Annotated in this window: 15 protein-coding genes and 1 pseudogene; 1 reads left to right on the top strand and 15 read right to left on the bottom strand. The window is 63.5% G+C overall.

Annotation, left to right across the window (positions count from 1 at the left end; genetic code table 11):
• Positions 1-275: pseudogene (locus G3N96_RS14890) on the bottom strand (primosomal protein N'); the annotation flags it as partial.
• Positions 276-729: 454 nt separating this feature from the next.
• Entirely contained in the window at positions 730-1,824 is a 1,095-nt protein-coding gene (hemE, locus tag G3N96_RS14885; protein ID WP_346778894.1) for a uroporphyrinogen decarboxylase, read from the bottom strand.
• A gap of 149 nt (positions 1,825-1,973) precedes the next feature.
• Here hemE and G3N96_RS14880 point away from each other — a divergent pair, with 149 nt between their 5' ends.
• On the top strand, positions 1,974-2,774 hold the full coding sequence (locus tag G3N96_RS14880; protein WP_206137648.1) for a transporter substrate-binding domain-containing protein: 801 nt from the start codon (positions 1,974-1,976) through the stop codon (positions 2,772-2,774).
• A 721-nt stretch (positions 2,775-3,495) separates the two neighbouring features.
• On the opposite strand, the gene G3N96_RS14875 is transcribed toward G3N96_RS14880, so the two are convergent.
• From G3N96_RS14875 to G3N96_RS14815, 13 genes are all read right to left on the bottom strand, one after another.
• Entirely contained in the window at positions 3,496-5,223 is a 1,728-nt protein-coding gene (locus G3N96_RS14875) for an AMP-binding protein (protein ID WP_206137647.1), read from the bottom strand.
• 253 nt (positions 5,224-5,476) lie between these two features.
• Positions 5,477-5,902 carry a F0F1 ATP synthase subunit epsilon gene (locus G3N96_RS14870; protein ID WP_006477288.1) on the bottom strand — a complete coding sequence of 142 codons (426 nt, stop codon included), beginning with the start codon at positions 5,900-5,902 and terminating at the stop codon, positions 5,477-5,479.
• 155 nt (positions 5,903-6,057) lie between these two features.
• Positions 6,058-7,452, bottom strand: coding sequence for a F0F1 ATP synthase subunit beta (gene atpD / locus G3N96_RS14865; RefSeq protein WP_011350527.1), 1,395 nt, complete (start codon positions 7,450-7,452; stop codon positions 6,058-6,060).
• Between the two features lie 66 nt (positions 7,453-7,518).
• Positions 7,519-8,394 (bottom strand): F0F1 ATP synthase subunit gamma, encoded by an 876-nt coding sequence (atpG, locus tag G3N96_RS14860; protein WP_089438921.1) that lies wholly within the window; start codon positions 8,392-8,394, stop codon positions 7,519-7,521.
• 69 nt (positions 8,395-8,463) lie between these two features.
• Positions 8,464-10,005: a F0F1 ATP synthase subunit alpha gene (gene atpA / locus G3N96_RS14855; protein ID WP_011350525.1), complete on the bottom strand. Its 1,542-nt coding sequence runs from the start codon at positions 10,003-10,005 to the stop codon at positions 8,464-8,466.
• Positions 10,006-10,049: 44 nt separating this feature from the next.
• Entirely contained in the window at positions 10,050-10,589 is a 540-nt protein-coding gene (locus tag G3N96_RS14850) for a F0F1 ATP synthase subunit delta (RefSeq protein WP_011350524.1), read from the bottom strand.
• Between the two features lie 2 nt (positions 10,590-10,591).
• Complete coding sequence (locus G3N96_RS14845) at positions 10,592-11,062, bottom strand: F0F1 ATP synthase subunit B (RefSeq protein WP_039351436.1); 471 nt, start codon at positions 11,060-11,062, stop codon at positions 10,592-10,594.
• 129 nt (positions 11,063-11,191) lie between these two features.
• Positions 11,192-11,461, bottom strand: coding sequence for a F0F1 ATP synthase subunit C (gene atpE / locus G3N96_RS14840; protein WP_006482730.1), 270 nt, complete (start codon positions 11,459-11,461; stop codon positions 11,192-11,194).
• 75 nt (positions 11,462-11,536) lie between these two features.
• Positions 11,537-12,388, bottom strand: coding sequence for a F0F1 ATP synthase subunit A (atpB, locus tag G3N96_RS14835; protein ID WP_011350522.1), 852 nt, complete (start codon positions 12,386-12,388; stop codon positions 11,537-11,539).
• A gap of 109 nt (positions 12,389-12,497) precedes the next feature.
• Positions 12,498-13,022, bottom strand: coding sequence for an ATP synthase subunit I (locus G3N96_RS14830; RefSeq protein ID WP_089424151.1), 525 nt, complete (start codon positions 13,020-13,022; stop codon positions 12,498-12,500).
• A 567-nt stretch (positions 13,023-13,589) separates the two neighbouring features.
• On the bottom strand, positions 13,590-14,720 hold the full coding sequence (locus G3N96_RS14825; protein ID WP_206137646.1) for an SLC13 family permease: 1,131 nt from the start codon (positions 14,718-14,720) through the stop codon (positions 13,590-13,592).
• A gap of 10 nt (positions 14,721-14,730) precedes the next feature.
• Positions 14,731-15,624 (bottom strand): ParB/RepB/Spo0J family partition protein, encoded by an 894-nt coding sequence (locus tag G3N96_RS14820; RefSeq protein ID WP_041492996.1) that lies wholly within the window; start codon positions 15,622-15,624, stop codon positions 14,731-14,733.
• Positions 15,625-15,655: 31 nt separating this feature from the next.
• The gene (locus G3N96_RS14815; protein WP_089438916.1) at positions 15,656-16,435 is read right to left on the bottom strand and encodes a ParA family protein; all 780 of its coding nucleotides are present in this window, start codon (positions 16,433-16,435) and stop codon (positions 15,656-15,658) included.
• Positions 16,436-16,443: the final 8 nt, after the last annotated feature.

Raw genomic sequence — 16,443 nt, 5'->3', positions numbered from 1 at the left:
CCACGCTGGTAGTAATCCGCGGCGAACGACACGAGCGCGAGCCAGTCCGGCGACAACGGCGGCAGGTCGGCGCAGATCGCGTCGATCGCGCGCAGCCGCGACGGCGGCACGTCGGTGTGAGTCGTCACTTCGCAGACGAGCCCGACGGCCTGCCGCTTGCCGAACGGCACCTGCACGAGCGTGCCGGGCCCGGGCGCCGGTTGCGCGTCGCAACGGTAATCGAACAGGGTCGCGAGCGGATGGTCGAGCGCGACACGCAGATAGGTGCCGCTCATCCCGGCGCTCCGGCGGCGGGATGCGCCGCATGGGCATGGGCGGCCGACATCCGCGCCCGCATCGGGGCAGCGAACTTAAAGTAAAACTTCAGTTTCGGCGCTAAGTTTTGGATTCGCATTAGGAATCGCCGTATACCCTGCCCAGCCTGTGGATAACTTTGTTGAGAACTCGCCGCTCGATGGCCGCAACGCGCGCGGGGCCGCGCTTTGCGCTGATTTTCGCCGCGTGTTGCGGTGCCCCGCGGAGCCTTATGCCATAAGGCTGCTATTCAAATTACCGAACCATAGCGAGACAAATTGACCGATACAGGGCTCTACCGCGCTGCAACGTGGAAAATGTGTATAAGTCAAGTCTTGACAAGCACTGAATCGGCAACCGGTGCGGGGTTGCGCCCTGTTTAGTGCCAGTAGCGAAACGCTGTCACACCGCAGTGCAGCATGACAGCGCTTGCGTTCAGCCGGCGGCTCCGCTACGGATCGCGCGGCTGTGGCGATGCACTTCGTCGACGAGTTCGGCGACGTGATCGGGCGACGTGAATTGCGAAATACCGTGCCCGAGGTTGAATATGTGGCCCGGATGGTTGCCATAGCTGTCGAGCACCGCGCGCGCCTGCTCGCGCACCGCGGCCGGCGGCGCAAACAGGATCGTCGGGTCGAGGTTGCCCTGCAGCGCGACCTTGCCCGCGACGCGCTCGCGCGCCTGGCCGAGGTTGACCGTCCAGTCGAGCCCGACCGCGTCGACGCCGGTTGCCGCGATCTCCTCGAGCCACAGCCCGCCGCCCTTCGTGAACGTGATCACCGGCACGCGCTCGCCGTCGTGCTCGCGCTTGAGCTGCGACACCACGCGGCGGATGTAGTCCAGCGAGAAGCGCTGGTACGCGCCATCCGCCAGCGCGCCGCCCCACGTATCGAAGATCATCACGGCCTGCGCGCCCGCTTCGATCTGCGCATTCAGGTACGCGGCCACCGCCTGCGCGTTCACGTCGAGGATCCGGTGCATCAGGTCGGGGCGCGAATACGCCATCGACTTCACCGTGCGGAAATCGTCCGACCCGCCGCCTTCGACCATGTAGCACGCGAGCGTCCACGGGCTGCCCGAAAAACCGATCAGCGGCACGCGCTGGCGGCCCTGGCCATCGGTGAGCGCGCGACGGATTTCGCGCACGGCGCCCGTCACGTAGCCGAGCGTTTCCTCAATGTCCGGCACCGCGAGCTTCGCGACGTCGGCCTCGGTACGCACCGGATGCGCGAACTTCGGCCCTTCACCGACCTGGAAGTCGAGGCCGAGCCCCATCGCGTCCGGAATCGTCAGGATGTCCGAGAACAGGATCGCGGCGTCGAGCGGAAAGCGCTCGAGCGGCTGCAGCGTCACTTCGGTCGCGTAGTCGGGATGCTTCGCGAGACCGAGGAAGCTGCCGGCGCGTGCGCGCGTCGCGTTGTATTCGGGCAGGTAGCGGCCGGCCTGGCGCATCAGCCAGATCGGCGTGTAGTCGGTCGGCTCGCGCAGAAGCGCACGCAGGAAGGTGTCGTTGAGCAGGGTATGGGCCACGGTAGGAGCGACGATGCGAGGGCAAAGCGGCATTTTACCGGACAGCCGCCCTCAGGCTGCGCATGCCGACGCGATGGCGGCCATATGACGCGCGCGATGGCTCCGTTATGATCGGACGCTCATCTCGAACGAAACGAAGGAGGAGACCGATGAAGACACTCGCCACGCTCGCCGCCACCGCACTGCTTTGCTGCGCCGCCGCGCACGCGCAGACCGGCACGCTCGCCGCTGCCGCCGCACCGGGCGCCGGCTCGCGGCTCGACGACGTGCTCGCGCGCGGCACGCTGCGCGTGTGCACGACGGGCGACTACAAGCCGTATTCGTACTACCGCGCGGACGGCCGCTTCGAGGGCATCGACATCGACATGGCCGAATCGCTCGCGAAGTCGCTCGGCGTGAAGACCGACTACGTGAAGACGAGCTGGCCGAACCTGACCGGCGATTTCGTCGCGAAATGCGACATCGCGGTGGGCGGCGTGTCGACCACGCTCGAGCGCCAGAAGCGCGTGTTCTTCACGCAGCCGTACGTCGTCGACGGCAAGACGCCGATCGTGCGCTGCGCGGACGCCGACAAATACCAGACCGTCGCGCAGATCGACCGGCCGGAAACGCGCGTGATCGTGAACCCGGGCGGCACCAACGAGCGTTTCGCGAAGCAGTATTTCACGCACGCGAACCTCACCGTCTATCCGGACAACGTAACGATCTTCAAGCAGATCCTCGCCGGCAAGGCGGACGTGATGGTGACGGATGCGTCGGAGACGCTGTTGCAGCAAAAGCTGAATCCGGGCCTGTGCTCGGTGCACCCGGACAAGCCGTTCCAGTTCGGCGAGAAAGCGTACATGGTGCCGCGCGGCGACGTCGCGTTCCAGCAGTACGTCGATCAGTGGCTGCATCTCGCGCTGTCGACCGGCGAATACCAGGCGATTTCGGATAAATGGCTGAAGTAAGCAAGCTCGTGCGTGGCGGCCGATAGCGGGCACCGACCCCGCCTCCGCCGCCCGCAAAAGTCGCTGCGCGGCGGTGGCCCCATCACCGCCGTTACACTTCGGCGCAGCGTGCCGGCGCCCGGAAAATCGGCCCGAAGCCACCGAATTGGCCGAACGGCCGACTTCCGCGCACACCAATCACGTTTCAAAATCTTTCTGACGAATGACTCGTCCTGCGCGGTATCGGGCGAAAGGCGCATTTTCTCGCGTGCAAATCGGCAATTCGTCGAGCCTGATACGCATGAAAAACGCATCGCGCGCATGCGCTGAAAACGCTGCGGAAAATATGGGTAAAAATGACCTTTTTCAGGCCCTCAAAAACAGCAAAAAATCCCGGAAAGCCTTATCTGGCGGGCGTTACAACCTGAAACACTTTGTTACCGCGAGGGGTCATTAATTCGCCCACAATGGCCTCAACGGTTTCAACACGGATGCGGTCTCGTGTGCCAAGTGTGAGCGGACGCGAAGCGCTGCGAGCCAGTCGGTCACGTACCGAAGCCCTTCCGAGGGGCATCCCTGTTGGAGTCGTTTCCGGCCCCCGCCGGACTCGGTTTCATCTTTGGTCTCCTCGCGCTAACCCCGTAGCGTGTGGTTTTTAGCGGGCTAATAAGCCCGCTTTTTTTCGTCCATCGAAAACGCAACGGCCCGCAGGCCGCCGCGTTTTTCCCGCCTGCATGCCGCGCTACGCGGTCTTCTGCACGTCGAGCTTCAGCTCCTCGATCATCCGGTCGCGCATCACGAACTTCTGCACCTTGCCCGTCACCGTCATCGGCAGCTCGTCGACGAAGCGAATGTAGCGCGGGATCTTGTAGTGCGCGATCTGCCCGTTGCAGAACGCACGCACGTCGTCCTCCGTCATCTGCTCGTCCGCGCGCAGCACGATCCACGCGCACAGCTCCTCGCCGTACTTCGCATCGGGCACGCCGAATACCTGCGCGCTCTGAATCTTCGGATGCCGAAACAGGAATTCCTCGATCTCGCGCGGATAGACGTTCTCGCCGCCGCGAATCACCATGTCCTTCAGCCGGCCGACGATGTTGCAGTAGCCGTCCGCATCGAGCGTCGCGAGGTCGCCCGTATGCATCCAGCCGTCCATCAGCACCTCGCGCGTCTTCGCGTCGTCGTCCCAGTAGCCGAGCATCACCGAATAACCCTTCGTGCACAGCTCGCCCGTCGTGCCGACCGGCACGATGGCGCCACTCGGATCGACGATCTTCACTTCCAGGTGCGGCTGGATGCGCCCGACCGTCGTCGTGCGCTTCTCGAGCGGATCGTCGGTCGAGCTCTGGAACGACACGGGGCTCGTTTCCGTCATCCCGTACGCGATCGTGATCTCCGACAGGTGCATCTGCGACACGACGCGCTTCATCGTCTCGATCGGGCACGGCGAGCCGGCCATGATCCCGGTGCGCAGCGTCGACAGGTCGAATTTCGCGAACTCGGGGTGATCGAGCTCGGCGATGAACATCGTCGGTACGCCGTGCAACGCGGTGCAACGCTCGTCGGCCACCGCCGCGAGCGTCGCGACCGGGTCGAACGCTTCGCCGGGGAACACCATCGTCGCGCCCTTCGACACGCATGCGAGCACCGCGAGCACCATCCCGAAGCAGTGATACAGCGGCACCGGGATGCACAGCGTGTCCTGCTCGGTGAACCGCATCGCCGTCGCGATCGAGCGCCCGTTGTTGACGACGTTGCGGTGCGTGAGCGTCGCGCCCTTCGGGCTGCCGGTCGTGCCGCTGGTGAACTGGATGTTGATCGGCTCGCTGGCCGAGAGCGTCGCGCCGATCGCATCGAGCAATGCGGGATCGACGGCCCGGCGGCCGCGCGCCATCAGGTCCGCGAAGCGGAACATGCCGGCCGGCGCGACGTCGCCCATCGACACGACCGTGCGCAGGCTCGGCACGCGCGCTGCATGCAGATCGCCCGGCGTCGCGGTCGCGAGCTCCGGCGCGATGGTCTGCAGCATCTCGACGTACGCGGACGTCTTGAAGCGCTCGGCAGCGATCACGGCCTTGCAGCCGACCTTGTTCAGCGCGTATTCGAGCTCCGACAGCCGGTAGGCCGGATTGATGTTGACGAGCACCGCGCCGATCCGCGCGGTCGCGAACTGCGTGAGCAGCCATTCGCTGCGGTTCGGCGACCAGATGCCGACGCGATCGCCCTTCACGATGCCGAGCGAGGCCAGGCCCGCGGCCAGCACGTCGACCTCGTTCGCGAACTCGCGCCAGGTCCAGCGCACCTGCTGCTCGCGGAACACGACGGCCGGACGATCGGGAAAGCGCCCGGCCGTGTCGAGCAGGAACCGGCCGATCGTCGCTTCGGAGAGCGGCACGTCGGTCGTGCCGCGCACATACGACAAGCCGTTTTCGGGCGCGATCAGCGCGCCCACGCCAAGGTCTGCTGCCATGAATGTCTCCGTCCTTTTTGTCTGATCGGCCCGCGCGCTTCCTGCGCCCGCCTTCGCCGCGCACTCGCGACGAATGGCCGCCACCCGGATGATGACGCGCGCGGCTGACGATACTCTGACAGCAAATCACGGCGCACGGATGAAATAGCACGACCGGACGGAATGATCCGGCCCGCAAAAATCAGACGAACACGACGGACGAAAAAAAAGCAGCCCGAAGGCTGCTTTTCTTTCGCGGGATACGCGGCGCGGCTCAGTGCCGGCTGCGAATCTTCGCCAGACGCTGGATCGCCTCGAGCTGCGCCATCGCGGTCGCGAGCTCGGATTGCGCCTTCGCGAGGTCGAGATCCGACTTCGCGTTCTGCAGCGTTTCCTCGGCACGCTTGCGTGCTTCCTCGGCTTTCGCCGCGTCGAGGTCCTTGCCGCGGATCGCGGTATCGGCGAGCACCGTCACGGCGCCCGGCTGCACTTCGAGAATGCCGCCCGCGACGAACACGAATTCGTCGTTGCCGCCCTCGACTTCGATGCGCACCGCACCCGGACGAATCCGCGTGATCAGCGGCGTGTGGCCCGGCAGAATGCCCAGCTCACCCGTTTCGCCCGGCAGCGCGACGAATTTCGCCTCGCCCGAGAAGATCTGCTCTTCCGCGCTGACGACGTCTACTTTGATGGTTGCCATATCGACTCCTGTCGACGAGTGCGAACGCCTCGCGGCGCCAGCCCTCGTCCCATGCACGGCGGATTGAGCGTGTTGCGGTCGGCGCGACCGGCCTGACTATCGGCAATGGAGACCGACAACCTGACCCGCACGCGCCGTGCGACTCACTCGAATCCTTACGAGATCTTCTTGGCCTTTTCGAAGGCTTCGTCGATCGTGCCGACCATGTAGAACGCCTGTTCCGGCAGGTGGTCGCACTCGCCGTCGACGATCATCTTGAAGCCGCGGATCGTTTCCTTCAGCGGCACGTACTTGCCCGGCGAGCCCGTGAACACTTCAGCAACGTGGAACGGCTGCGACAGGAAACGCTGGATCTTACGCGCGCGCGCGACCGACAGCTTGTCTTCCGGCGACAGTTCGTCCATGCCCAGAATCGCGATGATGTCGCGCAGTTCCTTGTAGCGCTGCAGCGTCTGCTGAACGCGACGGGTGATCGAGTAGTGCTCTTCACCGATCACGTTCGGGTCGATCTGGCGCGACGTCGAGTCGAGCGGGTCGACCGCCGGGTAGATACCCAGCGAAGCGATGTCACGCGACAGAACGACGGTTGCGTCCAGGTGGCCGAAGGTCGTAGCCGGCGACGGGTCGGTCAAGTCATCCGCAGGGACGTACACGGCCTGGACCGACGTAATCGAGCCCTTCTTGGTCGACGTGATGCGCTCTTGCAGCTTGCCCATTTCTTCAGCCAGCGTCGGCTGATAGCCCACTGCCGACGGCATACGGCCGAGCAGTGCCGACACTTCGGTACCGGCCAGCGTGAAACGGTAGATGTTGTCGACGAAGAACAGCACGTCGAGGCCTTCGTCACGGAAGTGCTCGGCCATCGTCAGGCCGGTCAGCGCGACGCGCAGACGGTTGCCCGGCGGCTCGTTCATCTGGCCGTACACCAGCGCGACCTTGTCGAGAACGTTCGAGTCCTTCATTTCGTGGTAGAAGTCGTTCCCTTCACGGGTACGCTCGCCCACGCCCGCGAACACGGAGTAACCGCCGTGTTCCTTCGCGATGTTGTTGATGAGCTCCATCATGTTGACGGTCTTGCCCACGCCAGCACCGCCGAACAGGCCAACCTTGCCGCCCTTTGCGAACGGGCAGATCAGGTCGATAACCTTGATACCCGTTTCGAGCAGTTCGGTCGACGGCGACAGTTCGTCGAACGCCGGAGCCTTCTGGTGGATCGAACGCGTCGTTTCGCTTTCGATCGGGCCAGCTTCGTCGATCGGACGGCCCAGCACGTCCATGATTCGGCCGAGGGTCGGCTTGCCGACCGGCACCGAGATCGGCTTTGCCGTGTTCTTCACGGTCAGGCCGCGGCGCAGGCCGTCGGATGCACCCAGACAGATGGTACGGACAACGCCGTCGCCCAGCTGCTGCTGGACTTCGAGGGTCAGTTCCGAGCCATCGAGAATGAGCGCGTCGTAGATCTTCGGCATGCTGTCGCGCGGAAATTCCACGTCGATAACGGCGCCGATGCACTGTACGATCTTGCCTTCTACCAAAGCAGCAGTACTCATCGCTTTTCCTTTAAATACCTGATTCTTTACTCGCGCAAAGGCGCAGTTGTCGTCCCGGGCGCGCGCTTAAACAGCGGCTGCGCCGCCGACGATCTCCGACAGTTCTTTCGTGATCGCGGCCTGACGGCTCTTGTTGTATACGAGCTGCAGTTCGCTGATCACCGTTTTCGCGTTGTCGGACGCGGCCTTCATCGCGACCATGCGCGCCGATTGCTCGGACGCCATGTTTTCCGCGACGGCCTGGTACACCAGCGCCTCGACGTAACGCACGAGCAGTTCGTCGACGACAGCCTGCGCGTCCGGCTCGTAGATGTAGTCCCACGACGTGGCCGGCGTACCATCATCGGCTTCGAAGTGTTCCGACGACAGCGGCAGCAGCTGCTCGATCACGGCTTCCTGCTTCATCGTGTTGACGAAGCGCGTGTAAGCGATATAAACCGCCGACAGCTTGCCTTCCGAGTACAGGTCGAGCTGCGTCTTCACGGCGCCGATCAGCTTGTCCAGATGCGGGGTGTCGCCGAGGTGCACGACCTGCGACATCACCTTCGCGCCGAAGCGGTTCAGGAACCCGAGGCCCTTGCTACCGATCGCGGTGGCTTCGACCTTCTGGCCCTTCTCTTCCAGCTCCTTGAACTTCTGCACCGTCGCACGCAGCACGTTGGTGTTCAGACCACCGCACAGCCCCTTGTCCGTCGTGACGAGGATGATGCCGGCCGTCTTCGCATCTTCGTTCGCCACCATGAACGGGTGGCGGTACTCCGGGTTCGCGCGGCTCATGTGCGCGGCGATGGCACGGACCTTGTCCGCATACGGACGAGCGGCGCGCATGCGTTCCTGCGCGCGGCGCATCTTCGATGCGGCCACCATTTCCATCGCCTTCGTGATCTTGCGCGTGTTCTGCACGCTCTTGATCTTGCCGCGAATTTCCTTCATTCCAGCCATAGCTTGCTCCTTGACCGAAGCGGCGCGGGCGCATCAGCACCCGCGCGGCCTCAGTGTGTCACTCGCGGATCAATAGGCACCGGACTTCTTGAAGGATTCGATCGCCGAGCGCAGTGCGCCTTCGTCGTCCTTCGAGAGATCCTTGGTGTCTTCGATGCGCTTGATGAGGTCAGCGTTGCTGGTCTTCAGGCTTTCGCGCAGGCCCTTCTCGAACGACAGCACTTGCTTGACGTCGAGGTCGTCGAGGTAGCCGTTGTTTGCGGCGTACAGCGACACGGCCAGTTCCCACACCTGCAGCGGCTGGTACTGCGGCTGCTTCAGCAGTTCCGTCACGCGGCGGCCGCGCTCGAGCTGCTTGCGGGTCGCTTCGTCGAGGTCCGATGCGAACTGGGCGAATGCCGCCAGTTCACGATACTGCGCGAGGTCGGTACGGATACCGCCCGACAGCTTCTTCACGACCTTCGTCTGAGCGGCGCCACCGACTCGCGACACCGACACGCCGGCGTTGATTGCCGGGCGGATGCCTGCGTTGAACAGGTCGGTTTCCAGGAAGATCTGGCCGTCGGTAATCGAGATCACGTTCGTCGGAACGAACGCGGTCACGTCGCCAGCCTGCGTTTCGATGACCGGCAGTGCCGTCAGCGAGCCGCTCTTGCCCTTCACTTCGCCGTTCGTGAACTTCTCGACGTACTCTTCCGACACGCGAGCAGCACGCTCGAGCAGACGCGAGTGGAGATAGAACACGTCGCCCGGGTACGCTTCACGGCCCGGCGGGCGGCGCAGCAGCAGCGAGATCTGACGGTATGCCCAGGCCTGCTTGGTCAAGTCGTCATAGATGATCAGCGCGTCTTGGCCGCGGTCGCGGAAGTATTCGCCCATCGTGCAGCCGGCGTACGGTGCGAGGTACTGCATCGCTGCCGAATCCGAAGCCGAAGCGGCGACGACGATCGTGTATTCCATCGCGCCCGTTTCTTCGAGCTTGCGAACCACGTTCATGATCGACGAAGCCTTCTGGCCGATCGCGACGTAGATACAGATCAGGTCCTTGCCCTTCTGGTTGATGATCGCGTCGAGCGCCACCGCGGTCTTGCCGCACTGACGGTCGCCGATGATCAGCTCACGCTGGCCACGGCCGATCGGCACCATTGCGTCGATCGACTTGATGCCCGTCTGCACCGGCTGCGACACCGACTTACGCCAGATCACGCCCGGGGCGATCTTTTCGATCGCGTCGGTCAGCTTGGCGTTGACCGGGCCCTTGCCGTCGATCGGGTTGCCGAGCGCATCGACCACGCGGCCGACGAGTTCCGGACCAACCGGGACTTCGAGAATGCGGCCCGTCGTCTTGACGATGTCGCCTTCCGAGATGTGTTCGTATTCGCCGAGAATCACCGCGCCGACCGAGTCGCGCTCGAGGTTCAGCGCGAGGCCGAACGTGTTGCCCGGAAACTCGAGCATTTCGCCCTGCATCACGTCCGACAGGCCGTGGATACGCACGATACCGTCGGTCACGGAGATCACGGTGCCCTGGTTGCGAACGTCTGCGCTCGCTTCAAGGCCCTGGATCCGGCTCTTGATCAGCTCGCTGATCTCAGAGGGATTGAGTTGCATTATTCGCTCCTGATAGTCAATTCTGTTGCGTGCCGGCGTGGCGCTCAGGCGGTCAACGCAGCCTGCATCGATGCGAGGCGCGCGCGAACCGAGGTGTCGAGCACTTCGTCGCCGACCGTCACGCGCACGCCGCCAATCAGCGACGAATCGACTGCGACCGTCGGTTTCAGCTTGCGCTTGAACTTGCGTTCGAGGCCCGAGACGAGACTCTCGAGATCCGCGCCGTTCAGCGGGAACGCGCTCACGATCTCGGCGTCGGCTGCACCTTCACGTTCGTTCTTGAGCGCCTCGAACTGCTCGGCGATTTCCGGCAGCAGCGCGATGCGATGATTGTCGACCAGCATCTGCACGAAGTTCTTCGCTTCGGCGCCAGCTCCGAGCGGCGACTTCACCGCAGCAAGCAGCAACTCGGCTACTTGCGTGCGCGTCACCTTCGGGCTCGACGCGACCGACAGGACTTCCGGCAGACGCGCAACCTGGGCCAGCTCTTGCACGAGCGTGGACCAGGCGGCGATGTCACCGCCCTCGGCCACGCGGAACAGCGCTTCTGCGTAAGGGCGGGCGATGGTTGCAAGTTCGGCCATGATCAGAGCTCGGCTTTCAGTTGATTCAGCAGTTGGGCGTGGGCCGTTTGATCGACTTCGCGCTTCAGGATCTGCTCGGCGCCCTTCACGGCCAGCGTAGCGACTTCGCCACGCAGCGCTTCGCGCGCCTTCACGATTTGCTGTTCTGCTTCCGCCTTCGCCTGGGCGATGATGCGGGCGGCTTCAGCCTGGGCGTTGGCCTTGATTTCCTCGGCGACCGCCTGGGCACGCTTTTCAGCGTCGGCGATGCGCTGCTGGCCGTCATTGCGGGCCTGCGCGAGTTCCTGGTCCACGCGCTTGTGCGCTGCGTCGAGTTCTGCCTTGCCCTTCTCGGCGGCGGCGAGGCCGTCGGCGATCTTCTTCGAACGTTCGTCGAGGGCGTTGATCAACGGCGGCCACACGAATTTCATCGTGAACCACGCGAGGACCAGGAACACGACCATTTGCGCAAACAGAGTTGCGTTGAGATTCACGGTGTTTCCTTATCTGCTATTCCGGAAAAATGAAACGGTAAGGCGCTCATCGAGTTGCATTCGATCAGCGCCCCAAGTCTCCGTTCCGCCCTGCGCCGGCTTGCGCCGGACGCATATTTCCGAGGAACCTTAGCCTGCGAGCTTCGACAGGAGCGGGTTCGCGAACGCGAACAGCATTGCAACACCCACGCCGATCAGGAATGCCGCGTCGATCAGACCAGCCAGCAGGAACATCTTCGTTTGCAGCGGGTTGATGAGTTCCGGCTGACGTGCGCAGGCTTCGATGTACTTACCACCCATCAGCGCGATACCGATACAGGCGCCGATTGCACCCAGGCCGATGATGATGCCGATACCGATGGCGGTCAGACCCTGGATGTTGGCGATGTAAGCTTGCATGATCACTCCTTTGTGAAAAGACTTGGAACTGAGATTTAAAAAACTAAAACGGAAACTCTTTCTTGCACGCCGCGCTTAGTGCTTGTCGTGCGCTTGGCCGAGATACACCAGCGTCAGCATCATGAAAATGAATGCCTGCAACAGAACAATCAGGATGTGGAAGATTGCCCAGACGCTACCCGCGATCACATGACCAACGAAGCCGAGGAACGTTGCGTCGCCACCGAAGCTCCACATGCTGCCGAGCAGGGCGATCAACAGGAACAACAGCTCACCCGCGTACATGTTGCCGAACAGCCGCATACCGAGGGAGACGGTCTTCGCGAGATATTCGACGATGTTGAGCGCGAGGTTCGGGATCCACAGCAGCGGGTGGGCGCCAAACGGTGCCGACAGCAGCTCATGCACAAAGCCGCCCGCGCCCTTGATCTTGATGCTGTAGTAGATCATCAGGACGAACACGCCGAGCGCGATGCCGAGCGTGCCGTTCAGGTCGGCCGTCGGGACGATGCGATGGTGGGAAATCACGTCCGACAGACCGAGCAGGCCGATCACGCGGCCCGGCAGGTCGACCGGGAGGAAGTCGAGGGAGTTCATCAGCGCGACCCACACGAACACCGTGAGCGCGAGCGGAGCGATGAAGGTACGATTGCCGTGAACGATGGCCTTCGATTGGTCTTCGACCATCTCGACGAGCATCTCGATCGCGCACTGGAAACGGCCCGGCACGCCCGACGTCGCCTTGCGGGCGGCCAGACGCAGCACGAGGATCGTCACGATGCCGCAAACGATCGACCAGAACAGCGTGTCGAGATTCCAGACGTGGATGTCGAAAATCGACGTCTGATGCGAGGTGGAGAAATTCTGCAAGTGGTGCGCAATGTACTCGGACGGATCCGGACCGCGCGTGCCTTCGCTAGCTGCCATATCGTTAATGCCACCCAAATTGTCGAAAATCGTTTTGCCCGTTCCGCAACACGCTATTGCGGGAACGGGCTGGTGCGGTTCGTTGTCGAAACCGCACGCTGCTTGTTCCTTACCGCCAGGCCAGCGCGATCCAGTACGTCTTCAGCACGACGAGGTACGTGACGAGGAACGGCACCCAATGCACGCCGGACCAGCCGAACGCCACTGCAGTGAACATCCCGATCGTCAGAGCGAGCTTCAGGGCTTCGCCCATCACCCAGCTCATCACGGTGGCCGAGCCACCTGCCTTCAGTCGTGCCACGAATACCGCACTGGGCACCCAGCCAATCGCTCCGCCCAGAAACGCGGATTGCGCAGCGGCGCCCGGCGACTTTGAAAACAGCCACCACGCCAGCGTTGCAACCAGGGACAGAACCACTTGCGCGAATACCACCTTATAGGGGGTCACGCGCGAGGGCTTGCTCACGTTCGGGCCGAACAGCTTTTCGGCGTCTGCCCGTGTGAGCGGAACGATGTTGTTATCTTGCTGCTCGGCATCCCAGTCATCGTCGAATTCGCGCCGCTCGCCGGCCGCTGAAGCGGTGCGTTGCGTGCGCTGATCATCGTGCCTGTCGTCCGGCGCCTGACCCGCCATCGCAATCTTCCGCAAAATCCTTGAACCCGGCCCCAAGCTTTCTGAAAGCTTTCAGGGGTGCCTAGCTAACAAATCCGGGCGATTGTAAGCGATAGTTGCAAGTGATTCAAGGCTTTAGACGCGACAAAAACCTGCGTAAAACGACGCCTCATCATGTGAAAAAACGGGCGATTCGACGACGTACGATGACAGTTGTAAGGTCGCCTTTTTGCACCGGTATTTCTTGCTCGAAAAATTCCGGCGACGAGGGAATGGCGAGGAAACGATGCCCGGCGCGGGCGCCGTCGAGGCGGCACGATCACCACCCAGCGCCCACGCTGTGACGCGGTTCCGGGCTCGAGTTCAACACGAAGCCCCGAACAGACGAAACACCGTGAGCACCCCGCCGCGCCGGATGCGCGAAATCCGGACCGATGCTGACGCAACGAATGATCCAATCAGTTGTCATGCCACCACAGTCGATCGACTGTGGATCGCGGCACTTATCAACAACCCCGCATCAGCGCGAATGCTGTGCGCCCTCCCGGCCATCCGAATGGCACGCCTGTGCCACACGCACCGCATCGTTCAACCATGAACGAGCAGCCACGCGCCGAGTGCCGCGCTGGCGAGCGCGAACGGAATCGAGACCAGGTGGAACGGCAACCACATGCGCGGCTCCTTCGCGAGACGCACCGCGATCAGGTTCGCCAGTGAGCCAATCGCGAATCCGAATCCACCGACCGATACGCCGAACGCGAGCGCGCGCCAGTCATGCGTGAACTCGGACAGCAGGATCGCGGTCGGCACGTTGCTGATGCCCTGCGACAGCACGGCACCGGCCGCAAAGATGCGCAGCGGTGAATCTAGATTCGCATGCGCAATCGCGTCATGGATGACGGGCAGCGCAGCCGCGCTGCGCAGCACGACGAACATCAGCACGAAGATCAGCAGCAGCAGCCAGTCGATCTTCAGGACTGCGTCACGTTTGACGACGAGCAGCACGATCGCGACGGCAAGCAGGCCCGGCAGCGGATGGTGTGCATCGGCGAGCAGCACGAAGGCCGCGAACAGCCCCGCCGCGATCAGCGCGTGCAGGCGTTGTACCGGAATGGCGACGACGTCGCCGGACAGGTCAAGCGGCTTCGCGCGAAACGCGCACGCGGTCAGCACGAGCAGCAGCGCCATCAGCGCGATCGCGAGCGGTCCGAGCGTGACCACGAAGCGGCCGAACGACACGCCGCTCAATTGCCACAGGAAAAGATTCTGGGGATTGCCGAGCGGCGTCGCGACGGACCCCGCGTTGACGGCCAGCGCGACGACGATCACGAGCCGCCGGAACGGCAGCGGCGTCAGCGCACGCAGCGACACCATCAGCGGCACGACGACGAACAGCGCGACGTCGTTGGTGAGCCACATCGACAGCAACGCGGCGAACCCGACGAGCAGCATCGCGAGCCCGCGTTCGGAGTGCACGTGATGCACGATGCGGTGGGCGAGCCACATCAGGCAGCCGGACAACTCGAGCGCCTTGGTCAGCATCAGCAGGCCCGCGAGCGTCGCGACCGTCTGCCAGTCGACGCGATCGGCCAATACGGAAAATGGTTGCGGACGCACCCATTGCAGCACAATCAGCCCAAGCACAAGCACCGATAGCACGGGCTCCTGCGCAAGCCACCCCCACCACCGGCGCGGCGCCGGTGCGTCCGTCTGCGCCATGCGTCGCCCTTTACTCTTCGGTTGCGACGTTGCCGCGCAGTCGCACGAGAATGCCTTCGAGTGCGTCGAGGTTGCCGAAGTCGATCGTCACCTGCCCTCGCCCGCGGCGGCCGAGCTTGATCTTCACCGTCGACGCGAGCAGGTCGGACAACTCCTCCTCGAGACGGCGCGTATCGCGACCGCCATCGTCCTTCGCGCGCGCCTTCACGGCCGGCACTTCCTTCGTCGTGTGCGTGACGAGCTTCTCGGTCTCACGCACCGACATGCGCTTGTTGACGACCTGATGGGCAAGCGTGATCTGCGTGGCCGCATCGACGGCGAGCAGCGCGCGCGCATGCCCCATGTCGAGATCACCGGCCAGCAGCATCGTCTGCACCGGCGAAGCCAGGTTCAGCAGGCGCAGCAGGTTCGATACCGCGCTGCGCGAACGGCCGACCGATTCGGCCGCCTGTTCGTGCGTGAAACCGAACTCGTCGAGCAGGCGCTGGATGCCGTGCGCTTCTTCAAGCGGGTTCAGATCCTCGCGCTGGATGTTCTCGATCAGCGCCATCGCCGCGGCGGCCTGATCCGATACGTCCTTCACGAGCACCGGCACTTCATCGAGACCCGCCAGGCGCGCCGCACGGAAACGGCGCTCACCCGCGATGATCTCGTATTTGTCTGATGAAATAGGCCGTACCAGGATCGGCTGCATCACGCCCTGCGCGCGAATGCTTGCCGCGAGCTCCTGCAGGCTGCCTTCGTCCATCCGCGTACGCGGCTGGTACTTGCCGGCCTGCAGCTTGCCGAGCGCGAGCGTGTTCGGTGCCCCTTCGATCTTCACCGCTTCGGTGATATCGGCACTGCCGCCGAGCAGCGCTTCGAGGCCACGTCCCAAGCCCTTCTTCTTTGGTACCGCGTTCATGTCTTTCTTCCTCGCTTCGCTCATGTCCGGATCACGACACCTCGAACGCGCGAACGCGGTCGATCATCTCGGCACCGAACTGGAGATACGCTTGCGCACCGCGCGAGCTGCGGTCGAACACGACGCCGGGCAGCCCGTAACTCGGCGCTTCCGCCAGGCGCACGTTACGCGGAATCACCGCGTCGAACACCTTGTCGCCGAAGTGCGCTTTCAGTTGATCGGAGACTTGCTGCTGCAGCGTGATGCGCGGATCGAACATCACGCGCAGCAAGCCGATGATCTTCAGGTCGCGGTTCATGTTCGCGTGAACCTGCTTGATCGTGTTGACGAGGTCCGACAACCCTTCCAACGCGAAGTACTCGCACTGCATCGGAATCACGACGCCGTGCGCCGCGCACAGCCCGTTCAGCGTCAGCAGCGACAGCGTCGGCGGGCAATCGATCAGCACGAAGTCGTAGTCGTCAGACACGTGCTCGAGCGCAGCCTTCAGCCGGCGCTCGCGGTTGTCGATACTGATCAGTTCGATCTCGGCGCCGGACAGCTCGCGATTCGCGGGCAGCACGTCGTAGGTGACGCCGTCCGGACGGATGCGCGCGTCGGTCACCGACACGCCGTCGACCAGCACCTCGTACACGGTCGCTTCGCAAGCAGCCTTGTCGATCCCGCTGCCCATCGTCGCATTACCCTGCGGGTCGAGATCGATCAGCAGGACTCGTTGCTCCTGCGCTGCAAGGCTTGCGGCGAGATTGACCGATGTCGTCGTCTTGCCGACGCCCCCCTTCTGGTTCGCAACGCAGAAGATCTTTGCCATCGTTGGTG

The sequence above is a fragment of the Burkholderia sp. Se-20373 genome, from assembly GCF_017104705.1.
In the GTDB taxonomy this organism is placed as follows: Bacteria; Pseudomonadota; Gammaproteobacteria; order Burkholderiales; family Burkholderiaceae; genus Burkholderia.
This window is presented reverse-complemented; position numbering and strand designations above follow the sequence as displayed.

Bases quoted from the DNA above. Each gene is read 5' to 3' on its own strand.
- G3N96_RS14880 (WP_206137648.1), top strand. From the start codon at position 1,974: ATGAAGACACTCGCCACGCTCGCCGCCACCGCACTGCTTTGCTGCGCC.
- G3N96_RS14875 (WP_206137647.1), bottom strand. From the start codon at position 5,223: ATGGCAGCAGACCTTGGCGTGGGCGCGCTGATCGCGCCCGAAAACGGC.
- G3N96_RS14870 (WP_006477288.1), bottom strand. From the start codon at position 5,902: ATGGCAACCATCAAAGTAGACGTCGTCAGCGCGGAAGAGCAGATCTTC.
- atpD (WP_011350527.1), bottom strand. From the start codon at position 7,452: ATGAGTACTGCTGCTTTGGTAGAAGGCAAGATCGTACAGTGCATCGGC.
- atpG (WP_089438921.1), bottom strand. From the start codon at position 8,394: ATGGCTGGAATGAAGGAAATTCGCGGCAAGATCAAGAGCGTGCAGAAC.
- atpA (WP_011350525.1), bottom strand. From the start codon at position 10,005: ATGCAACTCAATCCCTCTGAGATCAGCGAGCTGATCAAGAGCCGGATC.
- G3N96_RS14850 (WP_011350524.1), bottom strand. From the start codon at position 10,589: ATGGCCGAACTTGCAACCATCGCCCGCCCTTACGCAGAAGCGCTGTTC.
- atpE (WP_006482730.1), bottom strand. From the start codon at position 11,461: ATGCAAGCTTACATCGCCAACATCCAGGGTCTGACCGCCATCGGTATC.
- atpB (WP_011350522.1), bottom strand. From the start codon at position 12,388: ATGGCAGCTAGCGAAGGCACGCGCGGTCCGGATCCGTCCGAGTACATT.
- G3N96_RS14830 (WP_089424151.1), bottom strand. From the start codon at position 13,022: ATGGCGGGTCAGGCGCCGGACGACAGGCACGATGATCAGCGCACGCAA.
- G3N96_RS14825 (WP_206137646.1), bottom strand. From the start codon at position 14,720: ATGGCGCAGACGGACGCACCGGCGCCGCGCCGGTGGTGGGGGTGGCTT.
- G3N96_RS14820 (WP_041492996.1), bottom strand. From the start codon at position 15,624: ATGAACGCGGTACCAAAGAAGAAGGGCTTGGGACGTGGCCTCGAAGCG.
- G3N96_RS14815 (WP_089438916.1), bottom strand. From the start codon at position 16,435: ATGGCAAAGATCTTCTGCGTTGCGAACCAGAAGGGGGGCGTCGGCAAG.